This is a genomic window from Amycolatopsis sp. NPDC104863, from assembly GCF_055582965.1.
This window is the reverse complement of sequence record NZ_JBVJOW010000001.1, coordinates 1,638,083-1,658,963: the sequence shown is the minus strand read 5'-3', so window position 1 is coordinate 1,658,963 and position 20,881 is coordinate 1,638,083. Positions and strand designations below refer to the sequence as shown.

The following is a 20,881-nucleotide window of genomic DNA, read 5'->3' as shown; positions in this document are numbered from 1 at the left end:
ACGGAACGGCCGCTAACGGGTGAGGCGGGAGCTTTCGCCCGGCCGGTCCCGGACACCCGGTGTTAGCGTCCGAAGTGGACAGACTCCGGGAGGCGATCCGATGACCATGCCGCACGCCGTGCACGCCGGCCACGACCACGTCCACCGCGAAGGTTGCGGCCACGCCGCGGTCCCGCACGGCGACCATGTCGACTACGCCCACGAAGGCCACCTGCACCGGGCGCACGACGACCACTTCGACGAGTGCGAGATGACCGGCCACGTGCCGCACACCGGGCACGACCACACCCACGGCGACGGCTGCGGCCACGTGGCGGTGCCCCACGGCGAGCACGTCGACTACCTGCACGACGGCCACCGCCACGCGGCCCACGAGGACCACTACGACGACCACTAGTGGGTGTGGACCGGGCCCCACTCCGGGAAGGGGTCCGGCCCGGTGGCCTCGCCGAGGCACTCCCTCAGCGCGCCGAGCAGGGCGTCGCCCGCCAGCTCGACGCCGATGAACACCAGCTCCTGCCGCGGCTCGTCCGCCACCCCCTGGGGCTCGAAGCGCGCCACGGCGCCCGCCTGCGACCACAGCCCGGTCACACCCGGGCGGGACGCCAGCGCGAAGAACCCCTTGGACCGCAGCACGGTCCCGAACTCGCCCGAATCCAGGCGCCGTGCGACGAAGTCCCACAGCGCCACCGGGTCGAACGCGCTCGAGGCGCGGAAGACCACGCTGGAGATGCCGTACTCCTCGGTCTCCGGCACGTGGTCGCCGTTCAGCTCGGCCACCCAGCCCGGCGCCTCCTGCGCCCGCACCGGGTCGTAGCGGCCGGTGCCGAACACCCGCTCCAGCGGGACCTTCCCGAAGCTGCCGGTGACGACGTCCGCGGCGGGGTTGAGCCGCCGCAGCGTCGCCACCAGGCGGTCGGTGTCCGGGACGAGGTCCGTCTTGTTCAGCAGCAGGACGTCGGCGAACTCGACCTGGTCCATGAGCAGGTCGCTGACGGTCCGCTCGTCGCCGGCGTACTGGTCGAGCCGGCGCTCCACGAGGGAGTCGCCGGCCGCCAGCTCACGCGAGAAGCTCGCCGCGTCGACCACCGTCACCATCGTGTCGAGGCGGGCGACGGACTCCAGGAAGGAGAACGTCGCCGCCACCGGCATCGGCTCGGAGATGCCGCTCGACTCGATCAGCACGTGGTCGAAGCGGCCGTCCGAGCACAGCGCCGCCACCTCCTCGAGCAGGTCTTCCCGCAAGGTGCAGCAGATGCACCCGTTGGTCAGCTCGACCAGGCGCTCCTGTGAGCGCACGAGGCCCGCGTCGATGTTGACCTCGCTCATGTCGTTGACGATCACCGCCACCCGCGTCCCCTCGCGGTTCGCGAGGATGTGGTTGAGCAGCGTCGTCTTGCCCGCGCCGAGGAAGCCGGACAGGACGGTGACCGGAACCGTCACGAGTGGAAGTGGCGCATCAGCCGGCGGGGCACCAGCCGGACCTCGCCGTCGACCTTGATCGGGACCAGGTCCGGCACCGCGGCCTTCCACTGTGAACGCCGGGACCGGGTGTTGCTGCGCGACTTCTTGCGCTTCGGGACGGCCATCAGCGCGTCCCCCGCTTCCCGTAGCGGCGGTGGAACTTCTCGACCTGGCCGGCGCTGTCCATGATGCGCTGGGTGCCGGTCCAGAACGGGTGCGACCAGGAACTGATGTCGACCATGACCAGCGGGTAGGTCTGCCCGTCGGACCACTCGACGGTCTTCTCGGACGTGATGGTGGAGCGCGTCAGGAACGCGTCGCCGGTGGACGAGTCCTTGAACACGACGGGGTGGTAGTCGGGGTGGATGCCGTTCTTCATCGGTCTTCCTTTCGGTTCGCCGCGGTCGCGTCGTGCCGCGCCGGGTCGGGTTCGGTGTCCTCGCACGGCTCTTCGTGCCAGTCGCCGAACGGGTCGGGGTAGCGGTGCCACTCCGCTGGGCCGGCGGCCAGTTCGTCGTCAGTGAGTAGAGCGCCGCGCAGGGCCGCGTCGATCTCGTCGGGCGTTGTCTGGTCCGTCACCACGACGAGCTCCTGCGCGCGGTCGCCGTGCACCGGGTGCCAGCGCAGGGACGCCAGGGTGCGGCGCTCGGGGGAGACGTCGGCCCACGCCGGGCCGTCCGGGGCGGCGAGCCACGGCCCGGCGTGCCCGATGCCGAGCCCGCCGCCGGCCGACTCGATCCAGAACGCGACGTCGGGCTGGCTGGCCACCCACGCCCGCCCGCGGGTGCGGACGACGCCGTCGAGCAGCACGTCGAGGGCGTCGTGCAGCCGTTCGGGGTGGAACGGCCGCTCGGCGGTGAAGGTGACGAGGCCGATGCCGCAGTCGACGTGCAGCGGCGGCTGGCCACGCAGCAGTGCGCCGTGCATGTCGGTGACCTCACCGCGCCGGGCGCCGGACGGGACGGCGTCGAGCACGCTGTGCCCGTCGATCCGGCCCAGCTCGACCCGCGGGACGGACGGCGCGACCCGGTCGAGGACCGCGGACGCCTTCGCGGCGCTCCACGCGTCGACGGCCGCGCCGGCCAGGACCAGGACGTCGGCGAACTCGGCCTGCGAGAGCGCCACCTGGGCGACCGTCCGCTCGTCCTCCGGGCTGGCCTGCAGGTTCCGCTCGGCCAGGACGTCGTCGCCGGTCGCGTCGGCGAGGAAAGTTGCGCAGTCCACGACGGTGAGCACGGCCAGCAGGTCGACGTCGTCGTGCACCGGGTGGTCGCCGACCAGGACGTTGCGGATCGCCCAGCTGACCGGCTCCGGCTCCATGGCCTCGTCGAGCCGGACGACGATCCGGCGCACCTGCGGCATCCGCGCGAGGTGGCGCAGCAGCGGGAGCAGGTCCTCGCGCAGCGTGCAGGACACGCAGCCGTGCGCCAGCTCGAGAACGGTCAGCTGGTCACGCTGGTCGAGGCGCAGCCGGCGGCGGACGACGCCGGAGTGGATGTCGCGCAGGTCGTGGTGGACGACGGCGGTGCCGGGCTCGGCGACCCGCAGCAGCTCGGCGAGCTCGGCGTTCGCGCCGGGGGAGAGCCCGCTCACGAGGACGAGCGGGACGCGGGGTTCAGGGGTCACGGGTGCTCCAGGAATACGGGCGGGGTACGGTGCGTAGAGTAGATGAAAACGAAAACCGATATCAACTCGGGAGGGTTCGTGTCCGCTGTCTGCCAGGTCACCGGCCGCAAGCCGGGCTACGGCAAGCAGGTCTCGCACTCGCACCGCCGCACGTCGCGGCGCTGGGAGCCGAACTTGCAGAACCGCCGTTACTTCGTGCCGAGCGAGGGCCGCTGGGTGCGGCTGCGCGTCTCCGCCAAGGGCATGAAGACGATCGACAAACGCGGGATCGAGTCCGTGGTCGCCGAACTGAAGGCAAGGGGAGTGAAGCTGTAATGGCGAAGAGCACCGACGTCCGCCCGGTCATCAAGCTGCGGTCCACCGCGGGCACGGGCTACACGTACGTCACGAAGAAGAACCGGCGGAACGACCCCGACCGGATGGTCCTGCGCAAGTACGACCCGGTCGCGCGCAAGCACGTCGAGTTCAAGGAAGAGCGCTGATGGCGAAGAAGTCCAAGATCGCGAAGAACGAGCAGCGGAAGGTGGTCGCCGCGCGCCACGTCGAACGCCGTCGTGCGCTCAAGGCCGTCATCGTCTCGCCCTCGGCTTCGCCGGCGGAGAAGGGCGAGGCGGTCGTCGCGCTGCAGAAGCTGCCGCGTGACGCGAGCCCGACGCGGATCCGCAACCGGGACGCTTCCGACGGACGCCCGCGCGGGTACCTGCGGAAGTTCGGGCTGTCGCGGGTGAAGATGCGCCAGGCCGCGCACAACGGCGAACTGCCCGGCGTCACGAAGTCGAGCTGGTGAGCCGGATGCCGAAGCCGAACCGCGACCGGCCCGGCAAGCGCCGGGTGAACCTGCTGCGCGCCAACAAGATCACGCACGTCGACTGGAAGGACGTCGACCTGCTGCGGAAGTTCATCTCCGACCGCGGCAAGATCCGCGCCCGGCGCGTGACGGGATTGACGCCGCAGCAACAGAAACAGGTCGCCACGGCGATCAAGAACGCGCGTGAGATGGCGCTCCTGCCGTACCCGGCCTCGGGGCGCGCCGGCTAAATCGGGTGCGCACGCTGGGCGGGCGCGCGATCATGGGCGCACGAAAGGGGGCGTCGCACCGGGATGTCCTGACTCAGGAGGTCCACGCTTGCACGCCCAGCTCACGGTCACGCCCGCCCAGCTGCCCGAAGTCCTGCTGAACACCGCCGTCGTCCGGCCGGTGTTCCTCTGGGGCGCTCCCGGCATCGGGAAGTCTTCCCTGGTAAGAGATTTCGCGGCATCGTTGGGTCTCGAGTGCGTGTCTCTGCTCGGGACCCAGCTCGCACCGGAGGACCTGATCGGCGTCCCGCAGATCGTCGACGGCCGCAGCCGGTTCTGCCCGCCCGAGCAGATCGCGCGCGACGAACCGTACTGCCTGTTCCTCGACGAGCTGAACGCCGCCGCGCCCGACGTCCAGAAGGCGTTCTACTCGCTCATCCTCGACCGCCGCATCGGCTCGTACGAGCTGCCGGCGGGGTCGGTCGTGATCGGCGCCGGCAACCGCGCCACCGACCAGGCGCTGGCCCGCCCGATGGCGTCCGCGCTGGTGAACCGGCTGGTCCACGTCCACCTGCGGGCGGCGGCGGACGACTGGCTCGGGTGGGCCGCCGGCCACGGGATCCACCCGTGGGTGGTCGAGTACCTGACCCAGCGCCCGGACCACCTGTGGAGCCCGCCGCCGAAGACCGAGGAGCCGTTCTCGACGCCGCGGTCCTGGCACATGCTCTCGGACCTCCTGCACTCCTACGGCGACCCGGCCGGCGACGAGACGATCGCGCTGCTCGCGTACGCCACGCTCACGCCGGCGCACGCGGGCGCGTTCCGCGCGTACCTCAAGGTCGCCCGGCACGCCTTCGACCTCGAGGCGATCCTCAAGGGGGACGCGCGCTGGCCCGCCGACCGCGACCTGCTCTACTTCCTCGCCGAGACGTTCCGCGCGCGGCTGGTCAAGGACCTGCCGGCGGACAAGCGGCACGCGTCGGCGGCCGTCCGCCAGTTCGCCTTCCGCGCGAAGAGCCTGCTCGTCGAGCTGGCCGAGCTCTCGCTGGAGATGGCGCAGCTGGTCATCGCCGACGACGAAGCGGGCAACGCGCGGCTGCCGTCGTGGTTCCTGGTCGAAGCCGCGCGTGACCTGCCGCGGCTGGTCGCGGCCCGCGCATGAGCAATGCACGTGCCGAAGCCAAGCGTCGCGAGCGCCGGACCAAGGCGATCGAGGACGGCTGGGCCGAGGCCCGCTCGCACACGGTTCTCGGGCACCTCGCCCGCGGCGCGAGCCTGAGCGCGGAGAGCGTCGGCGGCTGGGGCGTGGTCAACGACCGCGGTGTGCTCACGGTCAACCGGGCGTGCGACGCCGAACCCGCCGAGTGGGCGTGGGTGTTCGCGCACCTGCTGCTGCATCTGGGCCTCGGCCACCTGGACGACGAGCCGGTCATCGACGAGGCCTACGGCGCCGCGTGCTGCGTGGCCGTGCACCGGTTCGCCGAGGCCGTCCGCGTCGGCAGCCCGATCCTGGAGCCGCCGGACCTGCCCGGCACCGACGAAGAGGCGCTGACCAGGGCGTGGCGGGAGACGGGGGTGCCGGAGCGGTTCACCGGCCTGGGCGCCGGCCGGCCGTGCCTGGTGCTCGGGCCGCCGCTGTCGCGCTGGGAGCTGGCCTACCGCGGGAAGCCGGAACCGTGGACCGAGCGGTTCGCCCGGGGGCTGATCGCGTCGGCCACCGAAGCGATGGAACGCGCCGCCGACGCGCGCGGGCAGACGCGGCACCGCCGGGCCGTGGGCGAGTGGGACCGCGCGCTGTCGTGGTTCGTCTCGTCGTTCCCGCTGCTCGGCGGGATGGCCGCCGGGTTCACGCTGGTCGCCGACGCCGAGGTCGTCCGCGCCTGGGACATCTCCCTGGCCGCGGTCGACGCCGGGCACGGCGAGATCTACGTCAACCCGGGCGCGGCGCTGACCGCCGAGGAGTGGCGGTTCGTGCTGGCGCACGAGATGCTGCACGCCGCGCTCCGGCACGACCGGCGGGCGCTCGGCCGCGAGCCGTACCTGTGGAACGTCGCCTGCGACTACGTCATCAACGGCTGGCTGGTCGCGATGGGCGTCGGCGAGCTGCCCGACGGCAGCCTGCACGACCAGCAGCTCACCGGGATGTCCGCGGAGTCGGTCTACGACACGCTGACCACGGACATCCGCCGCGCCCGCAAGCTCCTCACCCTCGGCTCCCGGGACGCGGGTGACGTCCTCGGCGACTGGCTGTCCGAGCCCGACGCGGCCCAGCGCCGGTCGTCGCGGCGGGACGCGCGGCCGTTGCCGTGGCGCGAAGGTGACTGCGTCGGCGGGGTCGACCTCGACGAGTTCTACCGCCGGGCGCTCACCCAGGGCCTGGAGTACCACCACGCGCAGGGCCGCGGGCTGCTGCCGCTCGGGCTGGAGCAGGAGATCCGCGCGCTGGACCACCCGCCGCTGCCCTGGGACGCGCGGCTGGCGCGCTGGTTCGACGAGCACGTCCGGGTGGAGCTGCCGGTGCGCAGCTACGCGCGGGCGTCGCGCCGGCAGTCGTCGACGCTGGACATCCCGCGCCCGGGCCGAGTACGCCCGGAGCGCCTCGACCGGCGCGCGACGTTCGGCGTCGTGCTCGACACGTCCGGCTCGATGAACGCCGAGCTGCTGGGCAAGGCGCTGGGCGCGATCGCGTCGTACGCGCTGGCCCGCGACGTCCCGGCCGCGCGCGTGGTGTTCTGCGACGCGGTCGCCTACGACGCCGGGTACCTGGCGGTGGAGGACATCGCGGGGCGCGTCAAGGTCCGCGGCCGGGGCGGCACGATCCTGCAGCCCGGCGTCGACCTGCTTCAGCGCGCTCCGGACTTCCCGGCCGACGGCCCGATCCTGATCATCACGGACGCGCAGTGCGACCACGTCCGGCCGCGTCGGGAACACGCGTACCTGGTGCCGCGGGGCGCGCGGCTGCCGTTCGTGGCGCGCGGGCCGGTCTTCCGGGTGGCGTAACGCACGCTGGGCTGGCGCGCGGGTGAACCGTCAATAAACTCCCGGCCATGGACGACCCGCACTACCTTTCCGGCCTCCAGCTGTCCGGCCGTCGTGTCGTGATGTTCGGCGGCGGCTCGGTCGCCCAGCGACGGCTGCCGCGGCTGATCAGCGCCGGCGCCCGCGTCGAACTGGTGTCGCCGCACACAACGCCGTCGGTGCAGGGGATGGTGGACGCGGGGGAGCTGGTCTGGCACGAGCGTCGCTACACCGCCGGTGACCTTCGCGACGCGTGGTACGCGCTGGCCTGCACGAACGATCCCGCGGTGAACGCGGAAATCTGCGCCGAAGCCGAGCGTGAGCGGGTGTTCTGCGTCCGCGCCGACGAGGGCGAGTCGGGGTCCGCGGTGACCCCCGCGTCCGGCCGCCACGGCGGCCTGCTGTTCGGCGTCCTGTCCGGCGGCGAGCCGCTGCGCTCGGCGGCGGTGCGCGACTCGATGCTCGACGGCCTGCACAACGGCACGATCGAGGACGGCCGCCGGCCGCACCCCGAGGGCAGCCTTCCCGGCGTCGCGCTGGTCGGTGGCGGCCCGGGCGACCCGGAGCTGATCACGGTCCGCGGCCGCCGGCTGCTCTCGCGCGCGGACGTCGTGGTCGTCGACCGGCTGGCGCCGCGCGAGCTGCTGGACGAGCTCGCGCCGGAGGTCGAGGTCGTCGACGCGGCCAAGATCCCGTACGGCCGCGCGGCCAGCCAGGACGTCATCAACCAGACGCTGATCGAGCGCGCCAAGGAGGGCAAGTTCGTCGTCCGCCTCAAGGGCGGCGACCCGTACCTGTTCGGCCGCGGCTTCGAAGAGGTGCTCGCCTGCGCCGAGGCGGGGGTCCCGGTGACGATGGTCCCGGGCATCACGAGCGCGTTCGCGGTCCCGGCGGTGGCGGACGTCCCGGTGACCCACCGCGGCGTCGCGCACGAGGTGGTGGTGGTCTCCGGCCACGTCGCGCCCGGCGACGACCGCTCACTGGTCGACTGGGAGCTCCTGGCACGCATGCGCGGCACGATCGTGCTGATGATGGGGGTGGAGCGGCTCCCGCAGTTCGCGAAGGCCCTCCTGGACGGCGGCCGCCCGTCCGACACCCCGGTCGCGATCGTCGAGGACGGCACGATGCGCACCCAGCGGGTCCTCCGGTCCACTTTGGACACGGTGGTCACCGACGCGGCGGCTTCCGGCGTCCGCCCCCCGGCGATCATCGTGGTCGGCCCGGTGGCCGGCCTGGCCCCGATCGACCGAGCGTAGGGAACCACGCGAGATACGCGTCCGATCACGCGAGTTCCGGTTCTGATCACGCGAGTTCCGGCCCGGCGCACGCCGGTTCAGTCTTCGTAGCAGCTCGCGGCGAAGTCCCGGATCGCGTCGGACAGCCGGGTCGGGTCCAGCCTGAGCTCCACCGGGCTGCGGGCCTGGACGAACTCCGCCGCCGGCATGTCCACCGCCAGGGTGTCCGCGTCGCCGAACGGGTGGATCGGGTCACCCTGGTGGCCGATCACCAGCGCGCGCGTCGAGATCTTGCGGCGCACCGACTTCGGCGGCGCGATGCGGCCGAACAGCACCCCGTGCAGCAACGCCGCCATCGGGGCCGGGCGCTGGGAGAGCGTGTCCGTGACGACGTCGACCCACTGGTTCCCGTGCGGCACCAGGGAAGCCGCCAGCGCCACCGCCTGCACCGTCACCGGCAGGAACCGGGCCGCCATCAGCAGCGGAGCGAACGTGAACAGCCCCGCGACGATCGCGTTGTCCAGCACCGGCATCTCGACGATCAGGCCGCGAGCGCGCGACGGCGCCGACACCGCCACTTCCAGCGAGACGTTCGCCCCGAGGGACGTCCCGCCGATCACCGCCGACTCCACTTCGAGGTGGTCCAGCAACGCCAGGGTCTGCTCGGCGAAGGACGGCATCGAGTACAGCCACGACTCGGTCGGGCGGTCCGAGTCGCCGTGGCCGAGCAGGTCGAGCGTGACCACCCGGAACCCCGCGCGGGCCAACCGGCGCGCGAGCGGCGCGTGCATCCGGCGGGTCAGCATGATGCCGTGGGTGAGCACGACGACCTTCTCGCCGCTGCCGAACTCGGTGTACCAGAGCCGGTGGCCGTCGTGGTCGAACGACCCGGTCAGCTCGATCGGGCGGGACTCGCGCCGGGCGGCCGGGGCCGGGGGCTCCGGTTCGATCAGGGTCGCGCTGCTGGCCGGGCTCATGTCCCACCGTCCTCCCCGCGTCGTGGTCACCTTACGTCCAGGAAAACATCCCGTGACCACGTTGGCACAGTGACTCGCGCGTCAGTTGACAACGTGCCAATGGCGGCTCGCCGCGGGCATGGGTCAAGATGACCCCATGACCGCTACTGCTGACAGTCTGCCCGACCTCGTCTCCCTCAAGGTCGACGTCGACGGCCACGTGGCCGAAGTGACCCTGCTCGGCCCGTCCAAGGGCAACGCGATGGGCCCGGACTTCTGGCGCGAGCTGCCGCTGGTGTTCCGCGCGCTCGACGCCGACCCGCAGGTCAGGGCCGTCGTGCTGACCGGCAGCGGGTCCCACTTCTCCTACGGCCTCGACCTGCCGGCGATGATGGGCGACTGGGCCCCGATGCTCGGCGGTGACAGCCTCGCCGGGCCGCGCACGGCCTTCCTCGACCAGGTCAAGACGCTGCAGGCGGCCGTCAGCTCGATCGCGGAATGCCGCAAACCGGTCGTCGCGGCCGTTTCCGGCTGGTGCATCGGCGGCGGGGTCGACGTGGTCGCCGCCGCGGACGTCCGCCTGGCCAGCGCCGACGCCAAGTTCAGCGTCCGCGAGGTGCGCGTCGCCATCGTGGCCGACCTGGGTAGCCTCCAGCGGCTCGCGAGCATCGTCGGCGAAGGCCACCTGCGCGAGCTCGCGCTGACCGGCAAGGACATCACCGCCGCCCGCGCGGAGAAGATCGGGCTCGTCAACGACGTCTACGCCGACCAGGACGCGCTGCTGGCCGCCGCGCGGGAACTCGCCGGCGAGATCGCTGCGAACCCGCCGCTCGTGGTGCAGGGTACGAAGCAGGTACTGGCGACGAACACCGAGCGCCAGGTCGCCGACGGCCTCCGGTACGTCGCGGCGTGGAACTCGGCGTTCCTGCCCAGCAAGGACCTCGGCGAGGCGGTCCAGGCGTTCATGGAGCGGCGCGCGCCGGAGTTCAAGGGCGAATAGCAAGGAGGCAGCGTGACCGCTTCGGAAGTCCATCACGCGTTCCGCGTGGCGCGGGACTACCTGCAGACCCACCGCGAGGACTACGACACGGCGTACCGGGACTTCGCCTGGCCGGAGTTCGACGAGTTCAACTGGGCGATCGACTGGTTCGACGTCGTCGCGCACGACCCGGACAACGCCGAGCGGTACGCGCTGTGGATCGTCGAGGAGGACGGCACCGAGAACCGCTGGACCTACCCGGAGATGTCCGGCCGGTCCAACCAGGTGGCGAACTGGCTGCACGGTCTCGGTGTCCGCCGCGGCGACCGGCTGATCCTCATGCTGGGCAACCAGGGTGAGCTGTGGGAGACGATCCTCGCCGCGATCAAGCTCGGCGCCGTGATCATCCCCGCGTCCACCCTGCTCGGCCCGGCCGACCTCACCGACCGCGTCGAGCGCGGCGCGGCGAAGCACGTCGTCGTCCGCTCGGTGGACGCGCCGAAGTTCGACGGCGTCGAGGGTGACTACACGCGGATCGCGGTCGGGGAGCCGGTCGAGGGCTGGCAGCAGTACTCGGCCGCGTTCGCGCAGTCGCCGGAGTTCGCCCCGGACGGCCCGACCCGGGCGGCCGACCCGATGCTGCTGTACTTCACCTCGGGCACGACGGCGAAGCCGAAACTGGTGCAGCACACGCAGGTCTCCTACCCGGTGGGCCATCTGTCCACGATGTACTGGATCGGGCTGGAACCGGGCGACGTCCACCTGAACATCTCCTCGCCCGGCTGGGCGAAACACGCGTGGAGCAACGTCTTCGCGCCGTGGAACGCCGAAGCGACGGTGTTCCTCTTCAACTACAACCGCTTCGACGCGAACGCGCTGATGGCCCAGATGGACCGGTGTGGGATCACCAGCTTCTGCGCGCCGCCGACGGTGTGGCGGATGCTGATCCAGGCCGACCTGACGGCGTTGAAGACCCCGCCGAAGAAGGTCGTCGGCGCGGGGGAGCCGCTCAACCCCGAGGTGATCGAGCAGGTCCGGCAGTCGTGGGGCGTCACCATCCGCGACGGCTTCGGCCAGACCGAAAGCAGCGTCCAGATCGCCAACACACCCGGCCAGGACGTCGTGCCCGGCTCGATGGGCCGGCCGCTGCCCGGGTTCGTGGTGGCGCTGGTCGACCCGGTCAGCGGCGAGCGGGCGGCGGAGGGCGAGATCTGCCTCGACCTCGACCACCGCCCGGTCGGCCTGATGACCGGCTACGCGGACGACGACGAGCGCACGTCCGCGGCGTTCGCCAACGGCTTCTACCACACCGGGGACGTCGGTTCGATCGACGAACGCGGCTACATCACCTACGTCGGGCGCACGGACGACGTTTTCAAGGCGTCGGACTACCGGATCTCGCCGTTCGAGCTGGAGAGCGTGCTGATCGAGCACGAGGCGGTCGCGGAGGCGGCGGTCGTCCCGGCGCCGGACCCGATCCGGCTCGCGGTGCCCAAGGCGTACGTCGTGCTGGCGGCCGGCCACGAGCCGACACCCGAGACGGCGAAGGCGATCCTCGCGTACTGCCGCGAGCACTTGGCGCCGTACAAGCGGATCCGGCGGCTGGAGTTCGCGGAGCTGCCGAAGACGATCTCGGGCAAGATTCGCCGCGTCGAGCTGCGCGGCCGTGAGAACGACCCGGCACGCGGGGAGGGCACGGAGTTCCGCGAGGAGGACTTCCCGGACCTGAAGTCCTGACCTCGCGGCGCTCCGCTCAGGCGACGGCGGTCCCCTCCAGCTCGACGAGCTGGCCGGGGATCGCCAGCCGCGTCACGCCGAGCATGGTGGTCGGCGGGGCGACCCCGGCGGCGCCCAGCCGCGCTGCCAGCACGCCGTAGTGCGGGAACAGCAGGTCGACGTCGGTGGTGTAGACGGTCAGCCGCACGAGGTTCGCCAGCGCCATGCCCGCCTCGGCGAGGACGGCCTCCAGGTTGTCCAGGCTCAGCGCCAGCTGCGCGGCGATGTCACCTTCGTGCTCCGGTTTCCCGTCGGCGTTCATCGCCGTCTGCCCGGAGCAGTAGAGGGTCCGGGTGTGCCCGGAGACGACCTCGCCCTGGTCGAACCCCAGCTCCACCGACCACGGCCACGGGTTGACCGCCGTTCGTTCCACTGCCACTTCGGCTCCTTCTTGTTGTCGAGAGCTCGAGCTTGGCGGTGAATCACGACATCCTCTGTCGTGTATTCGCTAAGGTTCCGGCATGCGCGCCGACCGGCTGGTCTCGCTGGTGCTGCTGCTGCGGCAGCGCGGCCGGCTGAGCGCGGAGACGCTCGCCCGCGAGCTGGAGGTGTCCACCCGGACCGTGCTCCGCGACATCGAAGCGCTGTCCGCGGCGGGCGTCCCGGTCTACGCCGAGCGCGGGCGGCACGGCGGGTTCGCGCTGCTGCCCGGGTTCCGGACCGAGCTCACCGGGCTCAACCACGAGGAGGCCCTGGCGCTGCTGACGGCCGGATCGGGGCGCGGCGAGCAGGCGTTCGGCCTCGGCTCGGCGCTCGCGTCGGCGATGCGCAAGGTGGTCGACGCGCTCCCGGACGGCCACCGCGCGACGGCGAGCGACGCGGCCCGGCGCATCCTCGTCGAGCCGGAGACCGACCTGCTTTCCCGCCGCCCGGCCGCCGAGGAACTGCCCGGCGGGGTGGTCACCGAGATCCGGCGCGCGGTGTTCGCCGGGCACAAGCTGCGCATCCGGTACGCGGCGGCGAACCAGGAGCCGCAGTGGCGCACGGTGGACCCGATCGGCCTGGTCACGGTCCGCGACCGCGGGTACCTGCTCGCCACGAGATCGGGTGCCGACCGGACCTACCGGCTCTCCCGCGTGTCGGCGGCGTCGGAGCTGTCGGAACCCGCCGAGCGCGCGGACCGGGTCGATCTGGACCGGATTTGGCGCGATCGGTGCGCGCGGTTCCTGTCCACCGACCATCTCCCGGTGCTCGTGCGGGTGCGGCCGGTGCGGCGGGAGGAGCTGCTGGGTATGGCGGTGGCTGTGCGCGCGGCGGAACCGGACGCGGAGGGGTGGGTGCGGCTGGAGGCGACGTTTCAGGATCTGCGGCACGCCGAGTGGGCGCTGTGGCAGCTCGGCGCGGACGCGGAAGCTCTGACTCCGGCCTCGCTACGCGCCGCTCTGCGCGACCGCGCCGCCGCGATCGCGGCGCGCTACGAAGACTCGCGGTGAGTGCCCCGAGACGGCCTTGGTCGAGTTGAGCGCACCGAGGGCCGCACTGGGCGGGAAGACTCGCGCTGAGCGCCCCGAGGCGGCCTTGGCCGAGCGGCGCTCGTCAGGCGCGAGTTCCCTCGACCTGACGGCCGTCCTCAGTCGAGCACGCCGTCACCGGGTCGTTCGCGCCACTCCCACACGTCCACTCGTCCAGGACCACCGGCCCCGGCCCGTCCGGTGAGCTCGCCTCCGCCGGGGTCAACTTCGCGAAGTAGTCCTTCAGCAGCTTCGTCGCCGCGGCGCAGTCGACCTGGCCGTGGGCGGTCACCGTCGTCTTCGCGCCGCCCGCGCCCGGGACGTCGCCGCACGGGACGCCCGGGGCCGTGGACCCCGCCGCCGCGGCTGCGGCGGGTACGGCGGACTGGGGCGCCGTGGGCGCCGGGTCCGCGCCGCCGCAGGCGGCCAGTGCGGCGGACGCGGCGACGAGCAGCAAGGGGTACGCGAGAGTCTTCATGGGCCCTTCAGGAACTAAAACGGGACAGGGTTCACTCGGACGGCACGACGGCGGCGAACACCGTCTGCTCGCCCTTGGTGCAGGTGGTGCCGCCCTGTGCGGCGGGCGGCCCGGAGGTGCACAGCCAGCCGTCGACGGTCTCGTTCACCGCGTCGTTCGAACCGGCGCCCTGGCGCCCGGCGATCTTGCGGTGGAAGTCGCCGACCAGCTTCGTCGCCGCGACGCAGCTGACACCGGCGGAGCCGCTGTCGAACACGTAGAGCGTCAACCCGCTGGCCGCGGTCACGGTGCCGCACGACCCGGGCACCGACGGCGGCGCGCCGGACGGCTTCGTCACCGGCGCGGGCGCGGACGAGCTGCCCTCGGCGGGCGGCGGGGGAGGCGTGCCGGTGGACGTCGGCGCGGAAGCCGAGGTCACCGGAGGCGTGGACGACGCCGGCGCCTGGGCGGCCTGCTCGGCCGAACACGCCGCGAGGGCCGGGACGGCGAGGCACGCCGCGAGCAACGGCCGCCACGTCCTCGTGGTGGTCGGGTGGGGCACCGCGATCGTTCCTCCCCGCGCCTGTGCTGGTCCGGACATTCTGGCCCCTCCGGGTTCCAGCGCCGTGGACCGACTCGCCCACGGGTGTGCCGGAGATTACTCCAGCCGGGTGGCGGCCCGGTCCGGTGGCCGCCGAACCGGTGTCCACAATGGACAGTTAACATTCCGTTCACGCTCCGAAACCTCACACTGCCATCCGGAATCGATCGGTGTAATTCCGGCCGTTCCCGTTAACGATCCGGCCTCGCGTGCCGAAGGTCTTGGTGGAGGCCGAAGAGCTTCCCCGTCCCCGCCCCCCCCGTCCCGAGCCCGTGAGAGCGATGAACGCCGACGCTGTGACCAGCCCCGAAACCAGCACCGACGACCCCGCCAACCCGCCGACCGTCCCCAGCACCGTCGTCTGGTGCTGCGGCCGCCCGTATGTCCTCGAGGCGCGCCCCGGCCGCGCCCGCTGGATGGGCACCGACTACCGCGGCCGCCCCGAGGCGCTGAGCAGCGCCGAACTGCGCCGGCGCGGCTGGAGCCACCGCCGCGCGTGCTGAAGCAAGCTCTAGGCTGACCAGGTGAGCACAGCCGCCCCCGAACCAGCCGCTCCGGCGGACGTCACCGAGCCGTCCCTGCTGAAGCAGGCGTTCAACGTCCCCAACATGCTGTCGCTCCTGCGGCTGGCCGGCGTGCCGGTGTTCCTCTGGCTGCTGCTCGGCCCGGAGGAGGACGGCTGGGCGCTGGCGCTGCTGGTGTTCAGTGCCCTCACCGACTGGCTCGACGGCAAGCTGGCCCGCTGGCTCAACCAGATGTCGCGGCTGGGCCAGCTGCTCGACCCGGCGGCCGACCGGCTCTACATCCTCGCCACGCTCATCGCGTTCCTGGTCCGCGACATCATCCCCTGGTGGGTCGTGGTCCCGCTGGTGGTCCGCGAAGCCGTGCTCGGCCTCTGCGTCCTGACGCTGCGCCGCCGCGGCTTCGCCCCGCCGGAGGTCACCTACATCGGCAAGGGCGCGACCTTCGTGCTGATGTACGCCTTCCCGTTCCTGCTGCTCGCGCAGGGTGGCTCGGACGTCGCCGCGGTCGCCCGGCCGATCGGCTACGCCTTCACCATCTGGGGCGGCGTCCTCTACGTCTGGTCCGGCGTGCTCTACGTCGTGCAGGCGCGCAACGCGCTGCGCGGCGCGGGCGAGGACTGAGCGCGCCGCTTTCCCGGGTCGTGCCCGGCGGCTGGGCCGTGTGGGTGTAAGACTTCGCCCAGCACGTTTCGCCAGTGAGGGCATGAAAGGGGACCGGCGGTGTCCGCTCCTGAAGAGCTTCGTTACACCGAGGAACACGAGTGGGTCGCCACCCGCGGCGAGGACACCCTCGTCCGGATCGGCATCACCGAGTACGCGCAGGACCAGCTCGGCGACGTCGTCTTCGTCGACCTGCCCGAGGTCGGGCGTCAGGTGAGCGCCGGGGACGTCTTCGGCGAGGTCGAGTCGACCAAGAGCGTTTCCGAGCTGTTCGCGCCGGTCGACGGCGAGGTCGTCGCGGTCAACGACGGTGTCGCCGACTCGCCAGAGCTGATCAACAGCGACCCCTACGGCGAGGGCTGGCTGATCGAGATCCGGCTCGACGACCCGGCGGGGCTCGAAGCCCTGCTCGAAGCCGAAGCGTACGACGCCCTGACCAAGGGCTGAACCCCGTCGACGAGCCGCCGGACCGGCACTGCGCCGGTTCGGGGAGCCGGGGCTCGGAGAATCGATCAGGCACGGTACGTTGGCAGCTACACGTTCTTGAGTACTAGGCAACACAGCATGTGTGGAGGAGAGCTCAGGTGAGCACGAACGACGGGCCCGGCGGCGTTCCCCCGGAGCAGTCTCCGGAGCGGACCTCTGTCTTCCGGGCCGACTTCCTGGCCGAAGCCGAAGGCCACGAGTCCGCCCCCGCCGCGGAGGCGCCGGTCCAGGGTGTCGACGCCCTGCCGGCGGGTTCGGCGCTGCTGGTCGTGAAGCGCGGGCCCAACGCGGGTTCGCGGTTCCTGCTCGACCGCGACACCACCAGCGCCGGACGGCACCCGGACAGCGACATCTTCCTGGACGACGTCACGGTCTCCCGCCGGCACGCCGAGTTCCGGCGTGAGGGCGGCGAGTTCGTCGTCATCGACGTCGGCAGCCTCAACGGCACCTACGTCAACCGGGAGCCGGTCGACCAGGCCGTCCTCGCGGGCGGCGACGAGGTCCAGATCGGGAAGTTCCGCCTGGTCTTCCTGACCGGCCCGGGGCACGGGGGCCAGGGGGCGCAGTGACGGCGGCCGGGCGGCCACAGAGCTCCGGGCTGAGCATCGGGGCCGTACTGGCGCAGCTGCGCGGTGACTTCCCCGATGTCACCATCTCCAAGATCCGGTTCCTCGAAGCGGAAGGCCTGGTCCAGCCGGGCCGGACGCCTTCGGGGTACCGGCAGTTCGCCGCGGCGGACGTGGAGCGCCTCCGGTTCGTCCTGGCCGCCCAGCGGGACCACTACCTCCCGTTGAAGGTCATCAAGGAGCAGCTGGACGCGGCGGACTCGGGAGCCGGGCCCGTCGCGGCCCTGCCCCGCCCGCCGCGCCGGCTGGTCCCGATCGACGCGCCGGCGGAGAACGTCGGCCTGCCCGAGGCGGCCGACTTCGCCGCGGGCCGGGAGCTCCGCCTCACCGAGGAGGACCTCCTGGAGCAGGCCGGCATCGACGCGGCCGCGCTGGCGGAGCTGCGGCAGTACGGCCTGGTCCGGCCCGGTCCCGCGGGGTTCTTCGACCCCGACGCGGTCCTGGTCGCGCGGACGGTGAAGGCGATGACCGAATTCGGTATCGAGCCGAGACACCTGCGTGCCTTCCGCGCCGCGGCCGACCGTGAGGTCGGGTTGTTGGAGCAGATCGTGACACCGGTGTATCGGCACCGTGACCCGGAGGCCAAACAACGGGCCGACGAAGTCGTCCGGGAGCTCGCGGCACTGTCCGTGACCCTGCACACGCTCCTCGTCAAGGCCGGAATCCGTGGCGTCTCCGGGTGTTGATCCGTAACGGGGCGGTGAGATCCTCTTTGCGGTCCCATGTCAATGACTGAATGTTCGGACCTTCATGCCGTACCGTGAGACCCAGGGTTTGCGGCAGGCGAACCGAGAGAGTCCGGACAGCGAGCACAGCGCACGGATGACGGGTAGCGTCGGCAGTGGCGGCGCAAGCCGTTCCCACGCTGAAGCCCGTGTGCACGAGAGGGAGGCGAAGCCCGATGAGCGAAATGCGCGTCGTCGGTGTGCGGGTCGAGCTGCCCGCGAATCAGCCGATCTTGTTGCTGCGGGAGACCGAGGGTGAACGGTACCTGCCGATCTGGATCGGCTCGGTCGAAGCCACCGCCATCGCCTTGGAGCAGCAGGGCGTCCGCCCCGCCCGCCCGCTCACGCATGACCTGTTGAAAGAGGTCATCGGAGCGCTCGGCCGGGAGCTGGAGCAGGTCGTCATCACCGACCTCAAGGAAGGCACGTTCTTCGCCGAGCTCGTCTTCGACGGTGACATCCGCGTGTCGGCCCGGCCGAGCGACTCGGTCGCGCTGGCCCTGCGGATCGGCGTCCCCATCCACGCCGTGGACGCGGTGCTGGAAGAGGCCGGCCTGATCATCCCGGACGAGCAGGAGGACGAGGTCGAGAAGTTCCGCGAGTTCCTCGACTCCGTGTCCCCTGAGGACTTCCGGGGAGCCGATACCTGAACCTTGCCTTGACGCGGACGTCAACGTTTAGCGTCTAGGGCATGCGGATCGGAGAGCTTGCGCAGCGCACGGGTGTCACCACCCGTGCGCTGCGCTTTTACGAGGACCAGGGCCTCATCGCGGCCCGGCGCTCGGCGAACGGCTATCGCGAGTACACCGAGGACGACCTGCAGCTGGTCCGGGAGATCCAGACCCTGCAGACGGTCGGCCTGACCCTCGACGAGACCCGTCCGTTCGTCGACTGCCTGCGCAGCGGCCACGAGACCGGCGACGCCTGCGCGAGCTCGATCGAGGTCTACCGCCGCAAGCTCGAAGAAGCCGACGCCCTGTTGGCCCGGCTCGGCGGGATCCGCGCCGAACTGGCCACGAAGCTCGCCGGCGCCTTGGCCCGCCAGGCGCCCGATCCGTGCGTCGTGCCCGAATCCCCGCGCCCGTGAAGGAGCCCGTCATGCCCGAAGTCGCCGAAGTCACCGACACCACGTTCCCCGAGGTCCTCGGCAGCGATGTCCCCGTGCTCGTCGAGTTCTGGGCCACCTGGTGCGGCCCGTGCCGGATGGTCGGCCCGGTGCTGGCGCAGCTGGCCGCCGAACGGGCCGGGGAGCTGGCCGTCCGCAAGATCAACGCCGACGAGAACCCGGAAACGACCCGGTCCTACCAGGTCATGTCGCTGCCGACGATGATCCTGTTCTCGGGCGGCGAGCCGGTCGAGACGATCGTCGGCGCGTTCCCGAAGGCCCGCATCGAAGAGCGGCTCGACCGGGCGCTCAAGGCGCCGTCGCTTTGACGAAGGTGTCCGCCACCTCGCGCCCGTACTGCTCCAGGTCCAGCGACGGGTCCGCCGCGTAGGCCGCGGCGACCCCGTCGACGGCCTGCGCGACCGACATTGCCATCACCTCGGGCGTGAAGCCGCCGAAAGCGCCTTCCGCCTGGCCCTGCTTGAGCTGACGGGCCAGGCCGTGCACCCGCATGTCGTCGACCAGGACCTTCGTCATCACCCAGCCTTCGGCGTCGTCGGCGTTGGCGGACATCTCCGCCAGCACCCGGACGCACTCCGGGTACGCGCGCAGGAACGCGATCGACGTCTCGATGTGCGCCCGCAGGTAGCCGGGCCGGTCGGCCGGGTCGACTCCGCCGCCGGTGCGCTCCTTGAGGAACTCGTTCTTCGTCTCGACGACCGTGCTCAGCACGGCCTGCATCAGGCCGGCCTTGTTCGTGAAGTGGTAGGAGATCATCCGGGTGCTGCTGAGCCCGGCGCGCTCCTTGATCTTGGCGAACGTCGCCTTCCGGTACCCGAGGTCGGCGATGACGCCGATGGTCGCGCCGATGATCTGCGCGCGGCGCGCCGCCTCCGTGACGCTGAGGCCCATTTCGGCCATGAGGTCGGTGTTTACTTGCATGAGTAAAAATGTACTCGGCTGAGTAAATCGACGCAAGAGGTTTGAACCACCGCGCCGGGGGTGCGGCGAACGGCTCAAAGGCTCATCCGGTCGTTGAGGCTTGCCGCGCGTCGCGTTGACCGGTGTTCTCCTGGCGCTTACCGTCGGAGGAGGTAAATCGCCACGGTGTGATTCACGGTCTGGGGCCGGACCGTGGCGGTTGATCTCCGGTGGGTCCCGCTCCTGGGACTCCCCGGCTGTCATTCGCCGGCCGTCCGGTCGGGCGAGGGGAGGCTTGCGTGGTCGAGGCTGGTTCCGAGAAGCAGCCTGTCGAGGTCGCGACTGGTGAGCAGGGTGAGCTGTTCCCCGACGACTCGCTGCCCGACGAGCTGGTGGGCTACCGGGGTCCGGCGGCGTGCCAGATCGCCGGCATCACCTACCGCCAGCTGGACTACTGGGCGCGCACGAAGCTGGTGGCGCCGAGCATCCGCACGGCGCACGGCTCCGGCTCGCAGCGGCTGTACTCGTTCAAGGACATCCTGGTCCTCAAGGTCGTCAAGCGGCTGCTGGACACCGGGGTCTCCCTGCAGAACATCCGGGTGGCGGTCGACCACCTGCGGGTCCGCGGGGTCCGCGACCTCGCCAAGGTGACGCTGTTCTCCGACGGCACCACGGTCTACGAGTGCACCTCGCCGGAGGAGATCGTCGATCTGCTCCAGGGCGGCCAGGGTGTGTTCGGCATCGCGGTCAGCGGGGCGATGCAGGAGATCAGCGGCACGATCCACGAGTTCCCGGCCGAGCGCGCCGACGGCGGCGTGGTCGAGACGCACGAACCGGACGAGCTCACCCAGCGCCGCAACGCACGCAAGACCGGGTGATCATCGCCGCGGGGAGGCGAGTAAGGTTCTGCCTGCGGTCGACGAATCCGCGCGGGAGAGTCCGAGCCACACCTTGAGCTCGGCGCCGAAGGAGCAAGTCCTCCCCGGAACCTCTCAGGCACCCTGGACCGCGCGGACGAGACGCCTCTGGAAAGCGGGTCGTCAGGACACAGCCTGATGGCCCCGCCGACGGTGCAAGCCCGGCTCAACCTGCGGGCGAAACTCTCAGGCGCCCGACACGGGTACGGACAGAGTGGGGAGGGTTTCCTCCGGGTTCGGATGAGCCGTGCTCGCGGAGGGCGCTCGCTTGAACCCTCCGCGGTGACTTGTGGGGGTGCAACCCCCACACCCCGCCCGGCGGGCTCCGCGCCCGGAC

29 protein-coding genes and 1 riboswitch are annotated in these 20,881 nt (G+C 71.6%); of the genes, 20 read left to right on the top strand and 9 right to left on the bottom strand.

Features of this window, described 5'->3' with window-relative positions; translation table 11 throughout:
- The first annotated feature begins 100 nt into the window (after window positions 1–100).
- Window positions 101–397 (top strand): hypothetical protein, encoded by a 297-nt coding sequence (locus ACZ63J_RS07425; RefSeq protein ID WP_465398483.1) that lies wholly within the window; start codon window positions 101–103, stop codon window positions 395–397.
- Here ACZ63J_RS07425 and ACZ63J_RS07420 read toward each other — a convergent pair.
- From ACZ63J_RS07420 to mrf, 4 genes are read right to left on the bottom strand one after another with little or no spacing between them, the layout of a single operon-like run.
- The gene (locus tag ACZ63J_RS07420; RefSeq protein WP_465398482.1) at window positions 394–1,443 is read right to left on the bottom strand and encodes a GTP-binding protein; all 1,050 of its coding nucleotides are present in this window, start codon (window positions 1,441–1,443) and stop codon (window positions 394–396) included. The genes ACZ63J_RS07425 and ACZ63J_RS07420 overlap by 4 nt on opposite strands.
- Entirely contained in the window at window positions 1,440–1,589 is a 150-nt protein-coding gene (rpmF, locus tag ACZ63J_RS07415; protein WP_125316285.1) for a 50S ribosomal protein L32, read from the bottom strand. Before rpmF ends, ACZ63J_RS07420 begins: the two co-directional genes overlap by 4 nt.
- Window positions 1,589–1,843: a type B 50S ribosomal protein L31 gene (locus tag ACZ63J_RS07410; RefSeq protein ID WP_465398481.1), complete on the bottom strand. Its 255-nt coding sequence runs from the start codon at window positions 1,841–1,843 to the stop codon at window positions 1,589–1,591. Before ACZ63J_RS07410 ends, rpmF begins: the two co-directional genes overlap by 1 nt.
- Window positions 1,840–3,090: a ribosome hibernation factor-recruiting GTPase MRF gene (gene mrf, locus ACZ63J_RS07405; RefSeq protein ID WP_465398480.1), complete on the bottom strand. Its 1,251-nt coding sequence runs from the start codon at window positions 3,088–3,090 to the stop codon at window positions 1,840–1,842. The genes ACZ63J_RS07410 and mrf overlap by 4 nt, the downstream gene beginning before the upstream one ends.
- Window positions 3,091–3,168: 78 nt before the next feature.
- Here mrf and rpmB point away from each other — a divergent pair, with 78 nt between their 5' ends.
- From rpmB to cobA, 7 genes are all read left to right on the top strand, one after another.
- A complete protein-coding gene (gene rpmB, locus ACZ63J_RS07400; protein ID WP_465305309.1) occupies window positions 3,169–3,405 on the top strand; it encodes a 50S ribosomal protein L28 in 237 nt (78 codons plus the stop codon).
- Window positions 3,405–3,572, top strand: coding sequence for a 50S ribosomal protein L33 (gene rpmG, locus ACZ63J_RS07395; RefSeq protein ID WP_285992151.1), 168 nt, complete (start codon window positions 3,405–3,407; stop codon window positions 3,570–3,572). Before rpmB ends, rpmG begins: the two co-directional genes overlap by 1 nt.
- Window positions 3,572–3,877: a 30S ribosomal protein S14 gene (gene rpsN, locus ACZ63J_RS07390; protein WP_465398479.1), complete on the top strand. Its 306-nt coding sequence runs from the start codon at window positions 3,572–3,574 to the stop codon at window positions 3,875–3,877. Before rpmG ends, rpsN begins: the two co-directional genes overlap by 1 nt.
- Entirely contained in the window at window positions 3,874–4,128 is a 255-nt protein-coding gene (gene rpsR / locus ACZ63J_RS07385) for a 30S ribosomal protein S18 (RefSeq protein ID WP_465339714.1), read from the top strand. Before rpsN ends, rpsR begins: the two co-directional genes overlap by 4 nt.
- 88 nt (window positions 4,129–4,216) lie before the next feature.
- A complete protein-coding gene (locus ACZ63J_RS07380) occupies window positions 4,217–5,269 on the top strand; it encodes an ATP-binding protein (RefSeq protein ID WP_465398478.1) in 1,053 nt (350 codons plus the stop codon).
- Window positions 5,266–7,107, top strand: a complete 1,842-nt coding sequence (locus ACZ63J_RS07375; RefSeq protein WP_465398477.1) for a vWA domain-containing protein — start codon at window positions 5,266–5,268, stop codon at window positions 7,105–7,107. The genes ACZ63J_RS07380 and ACZ63J_RS07375 overlap by 4 nt, the downstream gene beginning before the upstream one ends.
- 47 nt (window positions 7,108–7,154) lie before the next feature.
- Window positions 7,155–8,381, top strand: coding sequence for a uroporphyrinogen-III C-methyltransferase (cobA, locus tag ACZ63J_RS07370; protein ID WP_465398476.1), 1,227 nt, complete (start codon window positions 7,155–7,157; stop codon window positions 8,379–8,381).
- A 77-nt stretch (window positions 8,382–8,458) separates the two neighbouring features.
- On the opposite strand, the gene ACZ63J_RS07365 is transcribed toward cobA, so the two are convergent.
- A complete protein-coding gene (locus tag ACZ63J_RS07365) occupies window positions 8,459–9,337 on the bottom strand; it encodes an alpha/beta fold hydrolase (protein ID WP_465339709.1) in 879 nt (292 codons plus the stop codon).
- Window positions 9,338–9,473: 136 nt separating this feature from the next.
- Here ACZ63J_RS07365 and ACZ63J_RS07360 point away from each other — a divergent pair, with 136 nt between their 5' ends.
- Window positions 9,474–10,316 (top strand): crotonase/enoyl-CoA hydratase family protein, encoded by an 843-nt coding sequence (locus tag ACZ63J_RS07360; protein WP_465305298.1) that lies wholly within the window; start codon window positions 9,474–9,476, stop codon window positions 10,314–10,316.
- Between the two features lie 12 nt (window positions 10,317–10,328).
- Window positions 10,329–12,032: an AMP-binding protein gene (locus tag ACZ63J_RS07355; RefSeq protein ID WP_465398475.1), complete on the top strand. Its 1,704-nt coding sequence runs from the start codon at window positions 10,329–10,331 to the stop codon at window positions 12,030–12,032.
- Window positions 12,033–12,048: 16 nt separating this feature from the next.
- Here ACZ63J_RS07355 and ACZ63J_RS07350 read toward each other — a convergent pair whose 3' ends face one another.
- Entirely contained in the window at window positions 12,049–12,444 is a 396-nt protein-coding gene (locus tag ACZ63J_RS07350; RefSeq protein WP_465398780.1) for a RidA family protein, read from the bottom strand.
- An 88-nt stretch (window positions 12,445–12,532) separates the two neighbouring features.
- On the opposite strand from ACZ63J_RS07350, the gene ACZ63J_RS07345 reads away from it, so the two are divergent.
- Window positions 12,533–13,504 carry a helix-turn-helix transcriptional regulator gene (locus tag ACZ63J_RS07345; RefSeq protein ID WP_465398474.1) on the top strand — a complete coding sequence of 324 codons (972 nt, stop codon included), beginning with the start codon at window positions 12,533–12,535 and terminating at the stop codon, window positions 13,502–13,504.
- A 103-nt stretch (window positions 13,505–13,607) separates the two neighbouring features.
- On the opposite strand, the gene ACZ63J_RS07340 is transcribed toward ACZ63J_RS07345, so the two are convergent.
- Together ACZ63J_RS07340 and ACZ63J_RS07335 are read right to left on the bottom strand one after the other, a co-directional pair.
- Window positions 13,608–14,000 (bottom strand): hypothetical protein, encoded by a 393-nt coding sequence (locus ACZ63J_RS07340; RefSeq protein ID WP_465398473.1) that lies wholly within the window; start codon window positions 13,998–14,000, stop codon window positions 13,608–13,610.
- Window positions 14,001–14,031: 31 nt separating this feature from the next.
- Window positions 14,032–14,580, bottom strand: a complete 549-nt coding sequence (locus tag ACZ63J_RS07335; RefSeq protein ID WP_465398472.1) for a hypothetical protein — start codon at window positions 14,578–14,580, stop codon at window positions 14,032–14,034.
- A 281-nt stretch (window positions 14,581–14,861) separates the two neighbouring features.
- On the opposite strand from ACZ63J_RS07335, the gene ACZ63J_RS07330 reads away from it, so the two are divergent.
- The 8 genes from ACZ63J_RS07330 (at window position 14,862) to trxA (ending at window position 19,035) form a co-directional block, all read left to right on the top strand.
- Window positions 14,862–15,083: a hypothetical protein gene (locus ACZ63J_RS07330; RefSeq protein ID WP_465305288.1), complete on the top strand. Its 222-nt coding sequence runs from the start codon at window positions 14,862–14,864 to the stop codon at window positions 15,081–15,083.
- Between the two features lie 21 nt (window positions 15,084–15,104).
- Window positions 15,105–15,725 (top strand): CDP-alcohol phosphatidyltransferase family protein, encoded by a 621-nt coding sequence (locus ACZ63J_RS07325; protein ID WP_465398471.1) that lies wholly within the window; start codon window positions 15,105–15,107, stop codon window positions 15,723–15,725.
- Window positions 15,726–15,824: 99 nt separating this feature from the next.
- Window positions 15,825–16,211 carry a glycine cleavage system protein GcvH gene (gcvH, locus tag ACZ63J_RS07320; protein ID WP_465305284.1) on the top strand — a complete coding sequence of 129 codons (387 nt, stop codon included), beginning with the start codon at window positions 15,825–15,827 and terminating at the stop codon, window positions 16,209–16,211.
- A gap of 137 nt (window positions 16,212–16,348) precedes the next feature.
- Complete coding sequence (garA, locus tag ACZ63J_RS07315; protein ID WP_284750621.1) at window positions 16,349–16,819, top strand: glycogen accumulation regulator GarA; 471 nt, start codon at window positions 16,349–16,351, stop codon at window positions 16,817–16,819.
- Window positions 16,816–17,562, top strand: coding sequence for a transcriptional regulator FtsR (gene ftsR, locus ACZ63J_RS07310; RefSeq protein WP_465305282.1), 747 nt, complete (start codon window positions 16,816–16,818; stop codon window positions 17,560–17,562). The genes garA and ftsR overlap by 4 nt, the downstream gene beginning before the upstream one ends.
- Window positions 17,563–17,777: 215 nt before the next feature.
- Complete coding sequence (locus ACZ63J_RS07305; protein ID WP_009078856.1) at window positions 17,778–18,251, top strand: bifunctional nuclease family protein; 474 nt, start codon at window positions 17,778–17,780, stop codon at window positions 18,249–18,251.
- A 41-nt stretch (window positions 18,252–18,292) separates the two neighbouring features.
- Complete coding sequence (locus tag ACZ63J_RS07300) at window positions 18,293–18,688, top strand: MerR family transcriptional regulator (RefSeq protein WP_465305280.1); 396 nt, start codon at window positions 18,293–18,295, stop codon at window positions 18,686–18,688.
- An 11-nt stretch (window positions 18,689–18,699) separates the two neighbouring features.
- Window positions 18,700–19,035, top strand: coding sequence for a thioredoxin (gene trxA, locus ACZ63J_RS07295; RefSeq protein ID WP_465398470.1), 336 nt, complete (start codon window positions 18,700–18,702; stop codon window positions 19,033–19,035).
- On the opposite strand, the gene ACZ63J_RS07290 is transcribed toward trxA, so the two are convergent.
- Window positions 19,016–19,648: a TetR/AcrR family transcriptional regulator gene (locus ACZ63J_RS07290; protein ID WP_465398469.1), complete on the bottom strand. Its 633-nt coding sequence runs from the start codon at window positions 19,646–19,648 to the stop codon at window positions 19,016–19,018. The two genes, trxA and ACZ63J_RS07290, sit on opposite strands and share 20 nt — an antisense overlap.
- Window positions 19,649–19,926: 278 nt before the next feature.
- Here ACZ63J_RS07290 and ACZ63J_RS07285 point away from each other — a divergent pair, with 278 nt between their 5' ends.
- Window positions 19,927–20,505, top strand: a complete 579-nt coding sequence (locus ACZ63J_RS07285; RefSeq protein WP_465305274.1) for a MerR family transcriptional regulator — start codon at window positions 19,927–19,929, stop codon at window positions 20,503–20,505.
- Between the two features lie 42 nt (window positions 20,506–20,547).
- Window positions 20,548–20,646: riboswitch (glycine riboswitch) on the top strand.
- Window positions 20,647–20,881: the final 235 nt, after the last annotated feature.

What these genes read in the sequence shown, in the direction of transcription:
- ACZ63J_RS07425 (WP_465398483.1), top strand. Translation starts at nt 101, where the DNA reads ATGACCATGCCGCACGCCGTGCACGCCGGCCACGACCACGTCCACCGC.
- rpmF (WP_125316285.1), bottom strand. Translation starts at nt 1,589, where the DNA reads ATGGCCGTCCCGAAGCGCAAGAAGTCGCGCAGCAACACCCGGTCCCGG.
- ACZ63J_RS07410 (WP_465398481.1), bottom strand. Translation starts at nt 1,843, where the DNA reads ATGAAGAACGGCATCCACCCCGACTACCACCCCGTCGTGTTCAAGGAC.
- rpmG (WP_285992151.1), top strand. Translation starts at nt 3,405, where the DNA reads ATGGCGAAGAGCACCGACGTCCGCCCGGTCATCAAGCTGCGGTCCACC.
- rpsN (WP_465398479.1), top strand. Translation starts at nt 3,572, where the DNA reads ATGGCGAAGAAGTCCAAGATCGCGAAGAACGAGCAGCGGAAGGTGGTC.
- ACZ63J_RS07375 (WP_465398477.1), top strand. Translation starts at nt 5,266, where the DNA reads ATGAGCAATGCACGTGCCGAAGCCAAGCGTCGCGAGCGCCGGACCAAG.
- cobA (WP_465398476.1), top strand. Translation starts at nt 7,155, where the DNA reads ATGGACGACCCGCACTACCTTTCCGGCCTCCAGCTGTCCGGCCGTCGT.
- ACZ63J_RS07365 (WP_465339709.1), bottom strand. Translation starts at nt 9,337, where the DNA reads ATGAGCCCGGCCAGCAGCGCGACCCTGATCGAACCGGAGCCCCCGGCC.
- ACZ63J_RS07360 (WP_465305298.1), top strand. Translation starts at nt 9,474, where the DNA reads ATGACCGCTACTGCTGACAGTCTGCCCGACCTCGTCTCCCTCAAGGTC.
- ACZ63J_RS07345 (WP_465398474.1), top strand. Translation starts at nt 12,533, where the DNA reads ATGCGCGCCGACCGGCTGGTCTCGCTGGTGCTGCTGCTGCGGCAGCGC.
- ACZ63J_RS07340 (WP_465398473.1), bottom strand. Translation starts at nt 14,000, where the DNA reads ATGAAGACTCTCGCGTACCCCTTGCTGCTCGTCGCCGCGTCCGCCGCA.
- ACZ63J_RS07335 (WP_465398472.1), bottom strand. Translation starts at nt 14,580, where the DNA reads ATGTCCGGACCAGCACAGGCGCGGGGAGGAACGATCGCGGTGCCCCAC.
- ACZ63J_RS07330 (WP_465305288.1), top strand. Translation starts at nt 14,862, where the DNA reads ATGAACGCCGACGCTGTGACCAGCCCCGAAACCAGCACCGACGACCCC.
- ACZ63J_RS07305 (WP_009078856.1), top strand. Translation starts at nt 17,778, where the DNA reads ATGAGCGAAATGCGCGTCGTCGGTGTGCGGGTCGAGCTGCCCGCGAAT.
- ACZ63J_RS07300 (WP_465305280.1), top strand. Translation starts at nt 18,293, where the DNA reads ATGCGGATCGGAGAGCTTGCGCAGCGCACGGGTGTCACCACCCGTGCG.
- trxA (WP_465398470.1), top strand. Translation starts at nt 18,700, where the DNA reads ATGCCCGAAGTCGCCGAAGTCACCGACACCACGTTCCCCGAGGTCCTC.
- ACZ63J_RS07290 (WP_465398469.1), bottom strand. Translation starts at nt 19,648, where the DNA reads ATGCAAGTAAACACCGACCTCATGGCCGAAATGGGCCTCAGCGTCACG.